Here is a 15,998-nt window from a genome sequence, read left to right on the forward strand (position 1 = left end):
CAGGAATTTGTAGCAAATGACCCAGACTCTCAGCCAACTTGAACATAACGACGCGTTTATCCAGCGCCACATCGGCTCTAACGCCGAGCAGCAGCAAGAAATGCTGGCTACTGTAGGTGCCCGTTCGTTAAGTGCATTGATCCAGCAGATTGTTCCGGCAGATATTCAATTGCCGGGTCCGCCGCCGGTAGGTGACGCAGCCACTGAACATCAGGCTCTGGCCGAACTTAAAGCGATTGCCAGCCAAAACCAACGCTATAAATCCTATATCGGGATGGGCTACAGCCCGGTGCTGACTCCGCCGGTTATTCTGCGCAATATGCTGGAAAATCCGGGCTGGTACACCGCTTATACCCCTTATCAGCCGGAAGTTTCTCAGGGGCGCCTAGAGGCGCTGTTGAACTTCCAGCAATTAACTCTGGATTTGACCGGTCTGGATCTGGCTTCCGCATCTTTGCTAGATGAAGCTACCGCCGCGGCCGAATCTATGGCGCTGTGTAAACGCGCGAGCAAATTGAAAGATGCCAACCGTTTCTTCGTTGCAGACGATGTACATCCACAAACTCTGGACGTGGTTCGCACCCGTGCTGAAACCTTCGGTTTTGACGTTATCGTCGATCGCGCTGAAAAAGTGTTGGAGCTGGACGGCGTCTTTGGCGTGCTGTTGCAGCAAGTGGGCACCACCGGCGAGCTGCACGACTACGGCGCACTGCTGGCAGAGCTGAAAAAACGCAAAATTATTACCTGTATGGCCGCCGATTTGATGGCACTGGTACTGCTGACCGCTCCGGGCCAGCAGGGCGCAGACGTCGCCTTCGGCTCAGCTCAACGCTTCGGCGTTCCAATGGGTTACGGTGGCCCACACGCCGCTTTCTTCGCTTGCCGCGATGAGTTCAAACGCTCAATGCCGGGTCGTATTATCGGCGTTTCCCGAGATGCGGCAGGTAACACTGCGCTGCGTATGGCGATGCAAACTCGCGAGCAGCATATTCGCCGCGAGAAAGCTAACTCTAACATCTGTACCTCGCAGGTATTACTGGCAAACATCGCCGGCCTGTATGCGGTTTATCATGGCCCGCAGGGGCTGCAACGCATAGCCGGCCGTATTCATCGCATGACCGACATTCTGGCCGCTGGCTTGCAACAAGCCGGCCTGACTCTACGTTTTAAAACTTGGTTCGATACCCTGACCGTTGAAGTGAAAGACAAAGCAGCGGTATTGGCACGCGCGCTAAGCTTTGGTATCAATCTGCGTACCGATATTCACGGCGCGGTGGGTATTACTCTGAACGAAACCACTTCTCGCGAAGATATTCAGACCCTGTTTGCCCTGCTGGCAGGTGATGAACACGGCCTGGATATTGATAAGCTGGATGCGGAGGTGAGCAAAGAAAGCCGCTCTATTCCCGAAGCTTTAGTGCGTAAAGACCCGATTTTAACGCATCCAGTATTCAATAGTTATCACAGCGAAACCGAAATGATGCGTTATATGCATCGTTTGGAGAAAAAAGATCTGGCGCTGAATCAGGCGATGATTCCGCTGGGCTCTTGCACTATGAAGCTGAACGCCGCCGCCGAGATGATTCCAATCACCTGGCCAGAATTTGCCGAGTTGCATCCCTTCTGCCCGCCAGAGCAAGCCGCTGGTTATCAGCAAATGATTGGCCAGCTGTCACAATGGCTGGTGCAACTGACCGGTTATGATGCTGTGTGTATGCAGCCGAACTCAGGTGCTCAGGGGGAATATGCCGGTTTGCTGGCTATTCGCCGTTACCATGAAAGTCGCAACGAAGCCGGGCGTCATGTTTGTCTGATTCCAAGCTCAGCTCACGGAACCAACCCCGCGTCGGCACAAATGGCTGGCATGTCGGTGGTGGTGGTGGCCTGTGATAAACAAGGCAACATTGACCTGCACGATCTGCGTGAGAAAGCAGAAGTTGCCGGTGATGAGCTTTCCTGCATTATGGTCACCTATCCGTCTACCCACGGCGTGTACGAAGAAACCATCCGTGAAGTCTGCCAGATTGTTCATCAGTTCGGTGGTCAGGTGTATTTGGATGGTGCGAATATGAATGCTCAGGTTGGAATCACAACGCCTGGTTATATCGGGGCAGATGTTTCTCACCTCAACCTGCACAAAACCTTCTGTATCCCTCACGGCGGCGGCGGCCCAGGTATGGGGCCAATCGGCGTGAAAGCGCATTTGGCACCTTTCGTTCCGGGTCACAGTGTTGTGCAAATCGACGGTATGACGACGCAGCAAGGTGCAGTTTCTGCTGCTCCGTTCGGTAGCGCATCTATTTTGCCAATCAGTTGGATGTACATTCGCATGATGGGCGCTCAGGGACTGAAACAGGCTAGTCAGGTGGCGATTTTGAACGCTAACTACATTGCTACTCGTCTGAAAAATGCTTATCCAGTGCTGTACACCGGCCACGATGGCCGAGTGGCTCACGAATGTATTCTGGATATTCGTCCGCTGAAAGAAGAAACCGGTATTAGCGAAATGGATATCGCTAAGCGTCTGATCGACTTTGGTTTCCATGCGCCGACCATGTCCTTCCCGGTAGCCGGAACGCTGATGGTTGAGCCAACGGAATCAGAAAGCAAGGTCGAACTGGATCGCTTTATTGATGCCATGTTGGCTATTCGCACCGAGATCGACAAAGTGGTGAAAGGCGAATGGCCGCTGGAAGATAACCCGCTGGTGAACGCGCCGCACATCCAGGCTGAACTGGTGGGTGAGTGGACTCATCCGTATAGCCGCGAGTTGGCCGTGTTCCCAATTGCTGGCGTGATGGAAAATAAATACTGGCCGACGGTAAAACGTTTGGATGATGTGTACGGCGACCGTAATTTATTCTGTTCCTGCGTTCCTATCGGTGATTACGAATAATCACTAGAAAGTAACCTCTTATAGGGTCGCGAAAGCGGCCCTTTTTCTATCTAAAATCTGCTCAGACTATTACAGTTTATGACTAATGCTGCGCATTATTTCCTGATTGGAATATAACCCTATCAATGACTACGCTTACTTTTCATATATATAAATATTAGCGTGATTATCATGATTAATGACAGGTTTCTGGGTAGCTGGGGTTTAGTTTCACAGCATTTTATTTTGCAAGACGGCAGTGTTTCTTTCCCAATGGGCGAGCAGATGTCAGGCCGGATACATTACGAAAAAAACGGCACGATGGCTGCTCAGCTTTACACCACTAAGCGCCCTAATTTCGCCTCTCTGGACTGGCTGGAAGGCAGTGATGCGGAAATGAAATCGGCTTTTGAAACCGCGCTTTGCTACTTTGGTAGTTATCAGATTAATGAAGAAAAACAATTCGTTACTCACATTGTTGAAAATAGCCTATTTCCTAATTGGGTTGGCACCCAGATGGTTCGTTATTATGAGTTTGAAAAAGATCGACTGATCCTGCGTACGCCGACGTTGCCGATGAATAATATCAGGCAGGTAGGGGTACTGATTTGGGAGAAGATTTTCTGACGCTAGACCCTACAACAAAATAAAACAGAGATAATGCTATGGAAAAAATTGCATTAGTCACCGGCGGCAGCCGCGGGATAGGGCGAGCCACCGCATTATTACTGGCGCAGCGGGGTTATCAGGTTGGCATCAATTACGTTAACGACGATCGAGCCGCTTTACAGGTTGTGGATCAGATTGTGGCAATGGGCGGCCGGGCGGTGGCCTTGCAGGCGGATATCGCTGACGAACAGCAAGTTACTGAGTTGTTTAATCAATTAGATAATCAGCTTGGTACTATTACTGCGCTGGTCAATAACGCCGGTATTTTGTTTCAACAATCGGGCATTGAAGGCCTGAGTGCGGAACGAATTAATCGGGTACTTAGTACCAACGTGACCGGCTATTTTCTTTGTTGCCGGGAAGCGGTAAAACGTATGGCAAAAAGACACGGTGGTCGTGGCGGAGCGATAGTTAACGTTTCTTCTGCTGCCGCTAGGTTAGGGGCTCCCGGTGAATATCTGGACTACGCCGCATCGAAAGGTGCAATTGATACTCTGACCACTGGCTTATCGCTGGAAGTCGCGGGGGAGGGCATTCGTGTCAACGGCGTACGTCCAGGCTTTATTTATACCGAAATGCATGCCAGCGGCGGTGAACCGGGGAGAGTTGAAAGAGCCGCCGGTCAGCTACCCATGAAGCGTGGTGGTCAGCCCGATGAAGTCGCTGAAGCCATAGTTTGGCTGCTGTCGGATAGCGCTTCTTACGTTACCGGTAGCGCACTAGAATTGGCAGGCGGAAAGTAACACTTTGATTGAGAAGGCTGCCCAAGCAAAAATACGGGCAACAAGCTGTCATCATAAGGATTAGGATAATCGTCATGCCAGCGCTAGTTTTTTAAATATGAGTTATTCAGGTGTAGATATTCAAACCCTGCGATCAGTGCTCAATAGAAGTATTGCTCTTAAAGCTATCTATGAGATTTCCGTCATGTGATTAGGCTAGCCAGCCCTTAGCCTGTGCATCCTGTAAATGACGGAATAAATAGCTCCACAGCTCGGGATAATCCTCAGCCACTAACTGATTACGCTCGACAACTTGTTCCAAGCGAATGCCATTTTCTACCCAATTTTGTCCGCCGTTATGCAAATTCATCAGCATGGGTAAAATGCGATCCAGAACAGTGGCAAAACGGGCATCAGGCGTTTTTTCATCTTCATATTCTTGCCATAGCGCACTAAATTTTGCGTTTTGTTCCGGCGGCAGCATTCCAAACAGGCGTTTGGCTGCGGCGATTTCCTTATCATGGATAGCCGCGCGCGCCGCCAGATCGTAGACGATCACGTCACCGGCATCGATCTCGACGATATCGTGCAACAGAGCCATTTGAATCACTCGATTGATATCCACATCTTTGCTGGCATAAGGTGCCAGTGTCATCGCGGCGACGGCGAAATGCCAGCTGTGCTCCGCCGAGTTTTCCTGACGTTTGCAGAAAATAAGCTTGGTTCTGCGTTGAATACTTTTTAGCTTATCAATTTCCATCAAAAACTGAATTGAATCAGTCAAAGGGCCGAAATCTAGAGCTGGTGGAACGAAAGGCATAGTAAACCTCGAGAAAAGTAGAGCGTATACCAATAATGGCGCGTATAGAGTGTAGGCTAGACTACGGGGTATTTCGCTGCCCTGAGCTGGGTTTTAGCCTGTTACCGATTTTCTCTGGCGATCAGCCCAAGGTTTACAAACAATGACAGATTATTTTGAGCTTACACGTGTACACTGGAATGATTCTCAGATAACCTTAAAGCGGTATTTTTGCACAATTAACCTGCGAGGATTCCAATAATAATGAACAGGTCAAAACCTGACAGAATGTCCATCACCCGCACCCATAAGAATCAACAGGATACATTAGTATTGAACAATGAATCAGTCAGACCGGCATTATCAGAAGCTCAGCCTTATCCATGGGCAGAAGAAATAGCCAACAGCATCAGCCACGGTATTGGCGTGGTATTAGGCATAATTGGCTTGGTTTTATTACTGGTACAGGCCGTAGACAGTGGCGCAAGTACCACCGCGCTCACCAGCTACAGTTTATATGGTGGCAGCATTATTGTGCTGTACCTTGCATCCACGTTGTATCACGCAATCCCACATCAAAAGGCTAAGCATTGGCTGAAGAAATTTGACCACTGCGCTATCTATTTATTGATTGCTGGCACTTATACGCCTTTCTTATTGGTTGGGCTGGACTCCTCTCTGGCGAGAGGATTAATGGCCGTTATTTGGGGGCTGGCGCTGTTTGGCGTTATCTTCAAACTGGCATTTGCACATCGTTTTGAGGTGCTTTCGCTCATTACTTATCTGACGATGGGATGGCTATCCCTGATCGTGATCTATCAGTTGGCTATTAAGTTAGATATGGGCGGCATTGCACTACTGGCGATTGGTGGTTTGTTGTATACGCTGGGGGTTGTGTTTTACGCTTCGAAGCGCATTCGCTTTGGCCACGCTATTTGGCACGGTTTCGTGCTCGGCGGTAGCTTGTGCCACTTTATGGCGATTTATCTGTACGTTTAAGATGTAAATCTATTCCAGAACACAAGATTGTTGCGTTACCCGAAACACCCAGAGTTCTCTCTGAATATCACGATAGTTTCGCTAAAGACAGATACAGTCTGTAGGTTGTGAGGCCGGATTTCCGGCCTCTTTATTTTGCATTGCCTGGCGATGTTTTCCTGACAGGCTCTACGGGTTGCGAATTGTTCTGGCAGAGGATCAATTACTCTCTTCTAAAGAATACGGTAATGGTTGGATACGCAATGTCCCCGCGGTATCTTCCCGTACGCGTAACACGCTATCGGCGGCCAGATCGTTATTTAGAACTGCCTGTACCGAGAGTGAGCCATCTTCCAGCTGAATCGCTGCCAATACTGTACCTGTACGACGCCAATTTTCACCCAATTGCCATTCTAAGCTGTCACCGGCTTCAGGAGTGCTGCTGCCTTGCCCCGCAAGCCAATACAAGGCGCGTTTATTTGCTCCGCGATATTTAGCTCGAGCAACCATTTCCTGGCCCGTGTAGCAGCCTTTGGTAAAGCTGATACCATCCAGAGCCTGAATGTTTGTTGCCTGAGGTATAAACTGGGCGCTATTCGGGCCATCAATAATGGGGAATCCAGCTTCTATTTCTAACGCCAACCACTGCTGGCTGTCATTTAACTGGGCATTTTCACCCAATTTCTCTACCAAGTTGGCGGCCTGGGGGGCATCAGTCACCAACAGGAAACGTTCTGTGGGCGTAGTAAAATGCAGCAATGTAGAATCACCGGATTGGACTACCGGTTTTTCTGGTGTCGGTAAATCAGGGAAAATCTGAGCCAGCGCTTCTCTTGCCTGCGCCCCGGCAATTCCCAGCAAGACACTGTCAGATGGAATAGCAAAGGTCACTTTCGAGAATACGGCATATTTTTTCAGCTCGGCCAACTGGTTTTCCAGCACATTGCGGCGTTCAATAAAGGCCAAACCTTCGCCACGATGGAAGAGCCGCAGATTGCTCCACATTTTACCTTTTGCGTCACAGTGCGCGGTCAAAACGTGTTGGTCTGCCGCGAGTGCACCAACGTCTGCGGTGAGTTGACCTTGAAGATATTTAACGCGATCGGCGCCGGTTACCGTAACTAATGCCCAGTCATCCAATGAAATCAGAGTCAAAGGTAACGCAGAAGAGGCGGAGGGGTGACGCGCAGGGAAAGGAGTTGCATATGCCATATTACATCCTACCAAAAGGTGCCGTGAACTGATGATCCAATGGTAAAAGAGGCGGGAGGCTTTGCAAAGAGTAATTATCCGCATACACCATTGTTACAATACATCCTGCGGTACAATGCGCAAAAATAACAATGAGCGCGGATTAATGCGGTTAAAAAAACCGCATTGCTTTATCATTTCACGCCTTAGTCCGCGTTTTGGCGGCGATAACCTTCCCGTCAGGCGTCGCAAATTGCTACTCTATTCACGAGTTGAATCTTTGGCAGAGCGACCATACGGCCGGATTCAGAAAACATTTTAAGCAAGGGGTCAATCAGGACATGGAAATTGATAATAAAGCTCGTATCCACTGGGCATGTCGTCGCGGTATGCGTGAGCTGGATATCTCCATTATGCCGTTTTTCGAGTATGAATATGACACGCTGAGCGATGATGATAAGCGCGTATTTGTCCGCTTACTGACGAGCGATGATCCTGACCTATTCAATTGGCTGATGAATCATGGGGAGCCGCAGGACAGCGAGCTGAAACGGATGGTTCAACTGATTCAGATGCGAAATAAAGCCCGTGGCCCAGTGGCGATGTGACCTGCGGGTTTCATGGCGCACCCAACTTTTTTCCTTATTGATTCATGGCGTTCTGGTGTTGATAACGCTGGTCGCGCCTTGGCCAGATGGCTGTACACCTTTATGGTTGATACTGCTGACACTGGTAGTTTTCGAATGTATTCGTAGCCAGAAAAGCATTACCTCCCGTCAGGGAGAAATCCGGTTAAAAGCTGGAAATCTGCTGATATGGAAACGTCAGGAATGGAAGTTGGTTCGACAGCCGTGGATTACCCGTTATGGCGTACTATTATCGCTGCAAGGCGCTGGCAGTCAGCGTAGAAAGCGCGTCTGGCTGGCCTCTGATAGCATGTCTGAGGATGAATGGCGCGAGCTGTGCCTGATATTTCGACACACTTTTGATTCTGCAGCAGGTAGTGAGTAATGAAACCATTGATCTGGCTGGTGGAAGACGAGCCGAGTATTGCTGACACGCTGATCTATACGTTAGAGAGTGAGGGTTTCACCCTCAAGTGGTTTGATCGCGGCGAGCCAGCGCTTGCTGCATTACATCACGGTCTGCCAGCGTTAGCGATTATCGACGTCGGGCTACCAGATATAAACGGTTTTGATCTTTGTCGCCGTCTTTTGGCCTTATCTCCGGATTTACCCGTGGTCTTTCTTACTGCGCGCAGCGAAGAACTGGATCGTATCGTCGGGTTAGAAATCGGGGCTGATGACTACATAGCCAAACCTTTTTCTCCGCGCGAGGTCAGCGCCCGGGTTCGTACTATTTTACGTCGTTTACAGAAGTCGCAGTCCAGCGCACCCGCGCCGCAAATACATCGGTTTGGTGCTTTCACGTTGGATGAAGCCGCAGCACGTATTACCTATCAGCAACAAATTCTCTGGCTAACCCGTTACGAATATTTACTGCTTAAAACTTTGCTATTAGCTCCGGACCGCATTTTTTCCCGTCAGCAGTTGATGGATATCGTTTGGACTCAGGCAGAAGAAAGCCAGGATCGCACCGTAGATACCCATGTGAAAACGTTACGGGCTAAGCTTCGTGCCGTTCGGGATGAAGAACCGCCGATTCGCACTCACCGTGGGCTGGGCTACAGTCTGAGCTATGTCCCATGAAAATTGGCCTGCGTCTGCTGCTTGGCTATTTTTTGATAGTGGCGATCGCCGGCTATTTTGTGATCAGTATTTTTGTGCAGGAAGTGAAACCCGGCGTGAGGCGTGCGACTGAAGGAACGCTGGTGGATACTGCTACTTTGCTCGCGCAATTTGCCCGGCAGGATATGCGGCGAGGTAATGCAGCGAATGGGCAGTTGGCGCAAGCGTTCGCCACGCTGAATAAGAAGCCGATTGGTGCCAATATAGCCGGTATTCGCAAAGATCGTAACGAATATCGGGTTTATCTTACTGATGTCCATGGAAAGGTTATTTTTGATTCCACCGGGCAGGCTCTTGGGCAGGATTATTCTAAATGGAATGATGTCTGGCTGACGCTGCGCGGTCAATACGGCGCACGCAGTACCTTGAGCGATCCAAACGATGAGCAAAGCTCAGTGATGTATATTTCCGCTCCGGTAATGGTTGATAATCAAATCATGGGTGTGTTGAGCGTGGGGAAACCAAACCTCTCTATGGCTCCGGTTATCAAACGCAGCGAACGAAGAATACTTTTGGCTGGCGCTATTCTGCTGGGTATCGCGTTATTGATTGGCCTAGGTTTTGTATGGTGGATAAACCGCTCGATCGGTCGATTGGTTAATTACGCCGAGCGGGTGGCGGAGGGCGAAGCTGTGTCGTTGCCCAAAATGGGCAGCAGTGAGCTGGGCGGCTTAGCACGTGCGCTCGAAAGCATGCGGCTAAAGCTGGATGGCAAGGCCTATATTGAGCAATATGTTCACACGTTGACTCATGAACTAAAAAGCCCGCTGGCTGCGATTTGCGGCGCAGCAGAGTTATTGCGGGAAGCACCTCCGGCGGCCACGGCCCAGCGATTCCTTTTGAATATTGAACAGCAAAGCGCTCGTATTCAGCAACTAGTGGATAAAATGCTGGTACAGGCACGACTGGAAAGTCGGGTAGACCTACAGTTGGAGCAGCTTAGCATTGATTCGCTACTTAAACAGGTTATTGCTGGTAAAGAAGCTCAGGCAGGTAGCCGAGGCGTAGCTTTGATTTTACAACGTTGCGATTGCGCCGAGCTAGCGGGAGACGGTTTAATGTTGAGTCAGGCGCTCACTAATCTGATTGATAATGCACTGGATTTTACCCCGAAAGGTGGAGAGATTACCTTGAGCGGCGAACGGAGGGGAAATAATTACCACCTCACTATTGAGGATAACGGCTGTGGTGTTCCCGAATACGCACAAGAAAAGGTTTTCGAACGTTTCTATTCTCTTCCGCGTCCTGATGGCCCGAAAAGCACCGGTCTGGGGCTGAATTTTGTGCGCGAAGTGGCTGCTATTCATCAAGGCACCATCAGGCTAGCTAATCGCCTGCCGCAGGGCGTTCGGGTGGAAATGACGTTGCCGCTTATGCAAGAAAATCCATAACTTCACACTCACTTCACACAAGCTCATTCTGCTTTCACTTCAGCGTTTTATTCTGGCTCCATGACCGTTAAGGAGCCTCACTTATGTTTAAATCCGTATTGTTCTGGAAAATAACCACGTTGCTGGGATTGATCTTACTGATGATGATTCCCAAAGAAATGCTGATGAGCGTGATAAGCGAAAGAAGCAACTACCGTTACAGCGTGATTAGCAAAGTCACTGATAGCACTAGCGGCGCGCAAAAAATTCTTGGCCCGTTGATCGTTGTGCCTTACAGCGAAATGGTCACCGTTGAGAAAGAAGGAGTAAAGCGTGAGGAAAAGGTTAGCCGTTTCCATTATCTACTACCAGAAACCTTATCCGTAACGGGAGCGCCGGACGTAGATGTACGTCAACTTGGCATTTATCGTACTCAGGTTTATCAGGGGCCGCTGCATTTCAGTGCCAAATTTGATAGTGAAAACCTTGATTATCTCAACAGACCCGGAGTCTCGCTTGGAAAACCTATTTTAGTGGTGCGTTTGAGTGATGCGCGAGGGATTCAGAAACTGTCTCCGCTGAAAATCAACGGCGATGCTATGGATTTCCAGCCCGGTGCTTACTTAGGTGCGGGGAGTCAGGGCATTCACGCCATGCTGGATTTGCAACGTTTACAGCAAGGGGAAACTACGGTTGATTTTACTCTGACACTCATGGGAACCAGCAGTTTGTCCTTGGTACCTTTGGGGCGCAGTAGTGAGCTCACGCTAGAAAGTAACTGGCCACACCCTAATTTCCTCGGGGATTTCTTGCCGAATCAACGACGGGTTGGCGCGAATGGTTTTCAGGCTCACTGGAGCAGCACCTGGTTTGCTAATAATCTGAACGTAATTTTCGCTACGGATGAAGTGCCGTTTGATTTCGATGCGTTACCCGCATTCAGTACCAGCCTGATTGAACCGGTCAATCATTATCAGTTAACTCAAAGAGCCATTAAATACGCGATTCTGTTTATTGGCCTGACGTTTATCAGCTTCTTCCTGTTTGAAAGCCTAACGTCGCTGCGTTTGCACCCGATCCAGTATTTACTTGTCGGCGTAGCGTTGATTCTGTTCTATCTGATGTTACTGGCGCTGTCGGAACATATCGGTTTTGCCTTGGCTTATCTGGTGGCCAGCCTGAGTTGTAGTCTGTTGATTGTGGTGTATTTAGGCGCGGTACTAGGTAGTTGGCTGCGAGGCGGGCTGTTTGCGGGCAGTTTATTATTACTGTACGGCGTACTGTACGGATTGCTGCAATCAGAGGATAACGCGTTGTTATTAGGCGCTGGCTTACTGTTTGTCGTGCTGGCGGTAGTGATGTTACTCACCCGACGTCTGGATTGGTATCAGTTGGCCGATCCGCAGCGACTGGTTGCTAAAAAAATCGCAGACGAACGTCATGAAATCCCACCACCGGGTAGTGCCGGAACTGAACATTTCCGTCTGTGGAAATAACCACGAGAAGCTTCGAAGCAGCGGGCGCAGTCATTGCGCCCGCAGTTGGCATTACAGCAAGGATTCCATTTCAATCAGAATTTGCTCACACCACTGTTCAACGCGTTGGTCGGTTAATTCGTATTGATTGACATCATCAAGAGCCAGTCCGACAAAATATTTACCATCAGCGCTTAATGGTTTCGGGCTGGTAAATTCGAACCCTTCTATCGGCCAGAAACCGATAAATTTCACGCCCAGTGGGGCAATATGATCGTGCAACATGCCTAAGGCATCGAGGAACCATTCGCTATAGCCGAATTGATCACCCATACCGTACATGGCAACAATTTTTCCCCGCAGGTTCAACTGACTCAACCGTGGCCAGATCGCTTCCCAATCTTCCTGTAGTTCGCCAAAATCCCAGGTAGGAATACCCAGAATAAGCACAGAATACTGTTCCATCAGGGCTGGATCTGCGTCTTTCAGATTATGCAGATCGATCAAATCTTCGCCGAGAATATCGCGAATTTTTTCTGCCACAATTTCGGTGTAACAGGTGCTGGAGCCGTAAAAGAGACCAATCTTCATGTTGTGTAGCCATAGCATTAACTAATTAGGAATAGCATCGAGTGTACCAGATTTGTGCCCTCATCAGGCATAATGGCATGCTGAGTTCAATCGATGAGAGGAATCTGGATGCAACAGCAAAATAATCCGCTGATTGAACAGTTTTTGGATGCCCTGTGGCTGGAACGTAATCTGGCAGAAAATACTCTGGCATCGTATCGCCTGGATCTTCAGGCGCTGGCCGGCTGGCTGCTACACCACAATAAGGATTTGCTACAGGCCGATCCTCTGGATTTGCAGTCCTTTCTGGCGGAGCGCATTGAGGGGGGCTATAAGGCTACCAGTTCGGCTCGTTTGCTGAGCGCAATGCGTCGGTTTTTCCAATATTTATATCGGGAAAAATTGCGAGAAGATGACCCAACCGCACTGCTGTCATCGCCCAAATTACCCCAACGTTTGCCGAAGGATTTAAGCGAAGCGCAGGTTGATGCGCTGCTGAATTCGCCGAATGTCGATATTCCGTTGGAACTCAGAGACAAAGCGATGCTAGAGGTGCTGTACGCCACCGGTTTGCGTGTGTCTGAATTGGTCGGATTAACCATTAGTGATGTCAGTTTGCGGCAGGGCGTAGTGCGAGTCATCGGTAAGGGGAATAAAGAGCGATTAGTACCGCTAGGTGAAGAAGCGGTTTACTGGATTGAGAATTATATGGAGCATGGGCGGCCTTGGTTGATTAACGGTCAGGCGCTGGACGTGTTGTTCCCTAGCAATCGCAGTCAGCAAATGACCCGACAGACTTTCTGGCATCGCATCAAACACTATGCGATCCTTGCGGGTATTGATAGTGAGCGCCTTTCCCCCCATGTATTACGTCACGCTTTTGCGACGCATTTATTGAACCACGGGGCGGATTTACGCGTGGTTCAGATGTTATTAGGCCATAGCGATTTGTCGACCACCCAGATTTATACTCATGTAGCGACGGAACGCCTGAAACAGCTACATCAACAGCACCATCCGCGCGCATGATTGCGCTGTAGAAGAGAAATAGGATTATTCAATGAAAAAAAGTTTACTGCTGCTGCCAATCTTAATGGCTTCGCTTTCTGGTTTGGCGTATGCCGATGATGCTGCTATCCAACAGACATTGAAAAAACTGGATATTAAAAATGCTGAAATCCAACCTTCGCCTATCGCGGGTTTAAGCACGGTAATGACGGACAGCGGCGTGCTTTATATTTCAGCCGATGGAAAACAGCTACTGCAAGGGCCGCTGTATGACGTTAGTGGCACACTGCCGGTTAACATAACTAATCAATTGCTACTGAAAAAACTGGAAGCATTGAGCGGTGAAATGATTGTCTACAAAGCGCCACAGGAAAAACACGTGATTACCGTGTTCACCGATATCACCTGCGGGTACTGCCATAAACTGCATGAAGAAATGAGTGACTATAACGCGCTGGGTATTACCGTGCGTTATCTGGCGTTCCCGCGTCAGGGGCTGAGTTCTCAGGCGGAAAAAGACATGCGTTCTATTTGGTGTACCGCTAACCGCAATAAATCTTTTGATGCGGCGATGAAAGGTGATGCGATTTCCCCAGCAACCTGTAAAACCGATATCGCTAAACATTATCAGCTAGGGGTGCAATTCGGCATTCAGGGTACTCCGGCTATCGTATTGCAGGATGGCACCATTGTTCCGGGCTATCAGGGGCCAAAAGAGATGCTTGCCATGCTGCGAGCACATCAGGCTTCCAAGAAAACCGGTGGTTGATCGAAAGTGGCCATAAAAACCCAACTTCGTCGTCGCGAACCTGCTGATGAGAGTGTGCTGCCGGAGCAATTGCATCCGTTGCTGCGTCGTTTGTACGCTTCTCGCGGTGTGAAAGGGGCGCAAGAACTGGAGCGCGGAGTGAAAGGCCTGCTGGCTTATCAACAGCTGGACGGCATTGATGCCGGTGTCAGTTTGTTGCAGCAGGCATTGGCCGATCGCCAGCGTATTATGATTGTCGGTGATTTCGATGCCGATGGTGCGACCAGCACCGCCTTGGCCGTGTTATCTCTGCGCAGTATGGGCTGTAGCCATGTCGATTATCTGGTTCCAAATCGTTTTGACGATGGATACGGCCTCAGCCCAGAAGTGGTTGAACAGGTTATTGCCCGCGGTGCGGATCTGATCGTAACCGTAGATAACGGTATTTCTTCCCATGCAGGCGTTGATTTGGCTCATGCGCATGGGATTAAGGTGCTGGTTACCGATCACCACTTGCCGGGGGACGTTTTGCCGGCAGCCGAAGCCATTATTAACCCCAATTTGGTGGGCTGCGATTTTCCATCGAAATCACTGGCTGGCGTGGGCGTGACTTTTTACCTCATGCTGGCTTTGCGTGCGAGACTGCGGGATAGCGGCTGGTTTGAGCAACGAGCGTTGGCGATTCCTAATTTGGCGGAGTTGCTGGATTTGGTGGCTTTAGGAACGGTCGCCGATGTCGTGCCACTGGATGCCAATAACCGTATTTTGGTACATCAAGGGTTGAGTCGAATTCGAGCGGGAAAATGCCGCCCCGGAATCAAAGCGCTGCTGGAAGTGGCAAACCGCGATGCGCGCCAGCTAGCAGCCAACGATTTGGGTTTTTCCCTTGGCCCTCGGCTGAATGCTGCCGGTCGTCTGGATGATATGTCTATCGGCGTGGCGCTACTTTTGAGTGACGATATTGCTCAGGCGCGCGCACTGGCGATGGATTTGGATAGCTTGAACCTAGCGCGCCGTGAAATTGAACAAAGTATGCAGGTTGAGGCTTTACAACTTTGTGACCAGCTGGAGCGCACCAGCGCTGAGTTGCCTTACGGCATTGCTATGTATCATGCCGAATGGCATCAGGGCGTGGTAGGGATTCTGGCTTCGCGTATCAAAGAGCGTTTTCACCGCCCGGTGATTGCTTTCGCGCCAGCCGGAGAAGGAATACTAAAAGGTTCGGGGCGTTCGGTCGCGGGGCTACATATGCGCGATGCGCTGGAACGCCTGGATATGCTCAATCCCGGCCTGATGCTGAAGTTTGGTGGTCACGCTATGGCTGCAGGTTTATCGCTGGAACAGCATAAATTTGACGAGTTCCGTCAGCGTTTTGCCGATTTGGTGGGAGAGTGGATGGATGCCTCACAGCTTGAGGGGGTTATCTGGTCCGATGGTGAACTGACCGGCGGGCAAATGACGCTGGAAACCGCGGAATTATTACGTGACGGTGGCCCTTGGGGGCAGGCTTTCCCTGAACCGACTTTTGACGGAAAATTCCGGCTGTTGCAGCAACGGCTGGTGGGGGAGCGCCATTTGAAAGTGATGCTAGAACCGTTGAACGGTGGTCCGTTGCTGGATGGTATAGCCTTTAATATTGATACCACTTTATGGCCGGATAGCAGCGTGCGCGAAGTTAAAGTCGCTTATAAGCTGGATATCAATGAATTCCGCGGTAACCGCAGCGTTCAATTGCTGATTCAGCACCTCTGGCCTTATTAGTCAGAATGTTAAAAGTTCGCAAAATGCGGCTAATGGCGTGATTCGTCCAGATAGCGCCATAAATACGGTCAACTTGCTATAAAC

General features: G+C 49.8%; 15 protein-coding genes. 12 read left to right on the forward strand and 3 right to left on the reverse strand.

The genetic code is table 11. The annotated features are described in order from the left end of the window. The first annotated feature begins 16 nt into the window (after nucleotides 1-16). The 3 genes from gcvP to AD970_RS12980 all read left to right on the forward strand — a co-directional run bounded on the left by gcvP (nucleotide 17) and on the right by AD970_RS12980 (nucleotide 4,287). Nucleotides 17-2,896, forward strand: a complete 2,880-nt coding sequence (gcvP, locus tag AD970_RS12970; protein ID WP_049599718.1) for an aminomethyl-transferring glycine dehydrogenase — start codon at nucleotides 17-19, stop codon at nucleotides 2,894-2,896. Between the two features lie 171 nt (nucleotides 2,897-3,067). Then, the gene (locus tag AD970_RS12975) at nucleotides 3,068-3,502 is read left to right on the forward strand and encodes a lipocalin-like domain-containing protein (protein ID WP_049599723.1); all 435 of its coding nucleotides are present in this window, start codon (nucleotides 3,068-3,070) and stop codon (nucleotides 3,500-3,502) included. Between the two features lie 38 nt (nucleotides 3,503-3,540). Beyond that, entirely contained in the window at nucleotides 3,541-4,287 is a 747-nt protein-coding gene (locus tag AD970_RS12980) for an SDR family oxidoreductase (protein WP_049599725.1), read from the forward strand. Nucleotides 4,288-4,477: 190 nt separating this feature from the next. Here the strand turns inward: AD970_RS12980 and AD970_RS12985 are convergent, their stop codons facing one another. Continuing rightward, nucleotides 4,478-5,086, reverse strand: a complete 609-nt coding sequence (locus AD970_RS12985) for an HD domain-containing protein (protein ID WP_049599733.1) — start codon at nucleotides 5,084-5,086, stop codon at nucleotides 4,478-4,480. 267 nt (nucleotides 5,087-5,353) lie between these two features. Here AD970_RS12985 and trhA point away from each other — a divergent pair, with 267 nt between their 5' ends. Further along, nucleotides 5,354-6,064, forward strand: a complete 711-nt coding sequence (gene trhA, locus AD970_RS12990; RefSeq protein WP_408068308.1) for a PAQR family membrane homeostasis protein TrhA — start codon at nucleotides 5,354-5,356, stop codon at nucleotides 6,062-6,064. Nucleotides 6,065-6,262: 198 nt separating this feature from the next. Here the strand turns inward: trhA and ygfZ are convergent, their stop codons facing one another. Beyond that, on the reverse strand, nucleotides 6,263-7,255 hold the full coding sequence (gene ygfZ, locus AD970_RS12995; protein ID WP_049599736.1) for a tRNA-modifying protein YgfZ: 993 nt from the start codon (nucleotides 7,253-7,255) through the stop codon (nucleotides 6,263-6,265). A 320-nt stretch (nucleotides 7,256-7,575) separates the two neighbouring features. On the opposite strand from ygfZ, the gene sdhE reads away from it, so the two are divergent. The 5 genes from sdhE to creD all read left to right on the forward strand — a co-directional run bounded on the left by sdhE (nucleotide 7,576) and on the right by creD (nucleotide 11,848). Further along, nucleotides 7,576-7,842, forward strand: coding sequence for an FAD assembly factor SdhE (gene sdhE, locus AD970_RS13000; protein ID WP_049599738.1), 267 nt, complete (start codon nucleotides 7,576-7,578; stop codon nucleotides 7,840-7,842). Continuing rightward, nucleotides 7,823-8,245: a protein YgfX gene (locus AD970_RS13005; protein ID WP_049599741.1), complete on the forward strand. Its 423-nt coding sequence runs from the start codon at nucleotides 7,823-7,825 to the stop codon at nucleotides 8,243-8,245. Before sdhE ends, AD970_RS13005 begins: the two co-directional genes overlap by 20 nt. Further along, complete coding sequence (creB, locus tag AD970_RS13010; RefSeq protein ID WP_049599744.1) at nucleotides 8,245-8,943, forward strand: two-component system response regulator CreB; 699 nt, start codon at nucleotides 8,245-8,247, stop codon at nucleotides 8,941-8,943. The genes AD970_RS13005 and creB overlap by 1 nt, the downstream gene beginning before the upstream one ends. After that, complete coding sequence (gene creC, locus AD970_RS13015) at nucleotides 8,940-10,373, forward strand: two-component system sensor histidine kinase CreC (protein WP_049599747.1); 1,434 nt, start codon at nucleotides 8,940-8,942, stop codon at nucleotides 10,371-10,373. Before creB ends, creC begins: the two co-directional genes overlap by 4 nt. Nucleotides 10,374-10,456: 83 nt before the next feature. Continuing rightward, nucleotides 10,457-11,848 (forward strand): cell envelope integrity protein CreD, encoded by a 1,392-nt coding sequence (gene creD, locus AD970_RS13020; protein WP_049599750.1) that lies wholly within the window; start codon nucleotides 10,457-10,459, stop codon nucleotides 11,846-11,848. Between the two features lie 51 nt (nucleotides 11,849-11,899). Here creD and fldB read toward each other — a convergent pair whose 3' ends face one another. After that, complete coding sequence (fldB, locus tag AD970_RS13025) at nucleotides 11,900-12,418, reverse strand: flavodoxin FldB (RefSeq protein WP_049599752.1); 519 nt, start codon at nucleotides 12,416-12,418, stop codon at nucleotides 11,900-11,902. Nucleotides 12,419-12,526: 108 nt separating this feature from the next. On the opposite strand from fldB, the gene xerD reads away from it, so the two are divergent. The 3 genes from xerD to recJ are packed head-to-tail and all read left to right on the forward strand — an operon-like array spanning nucleotide 12,527 to nucleotide 15,914. Then, on the forward strand, nucleotides 12,527-13,426 hold the full coding sequence (gene xerD, locus AD970_RS13030) for a site-specific tyrosine recombinase XerD (protein ID WP_049599755.1): 900 nt from the start codon (nucleotides 12,527-12,529) through the stop codon (nucleotides 13,424-13,426). A 31-nt stretch (nucleotides 13,427-13,457) separates the two neighbouring features. Next, complete coding sequence (gene dsbC / locus AD970_RS13035) at nucleotides 13,458-14,174, forward strand: bifunctional protein-disulfide isomerase/oxidoreductase DsbC (protein WP_049599757.1); 717 nt, start codon at nucleotides 13,458-13,460, stop codon at nucleotides 14,172-14,174. 6 nt (nucleotides 14,175-14,180) lie between these two features. Continuing rightward, nucleotides 14,181-15,914: a single-stranded-DNA-specific exonuclease RecJ gene (gene recJ, locus AD970_RS13040; protein ID WP_049599760.1), complete on the forward strand. Its 1,734-nt coding sequence runs from the start codon at nucleotides 14,181-14,183 to the stop codon at nucleotides 15,912-15,914. Nucleotides 15,915-15,998 lie beyond the last annotated feature (84 nt).

Origin of the sequence: Yersinia nurmii, from assembly GCF_001112925.1 — a bacterium.
Classification (GTDB): Bacteria; Pseudomonadota; Gammaproteobacteria; order Enterobacterales; family Enterobacteriaceae; genus Yersinia; species Yersinia nurmii.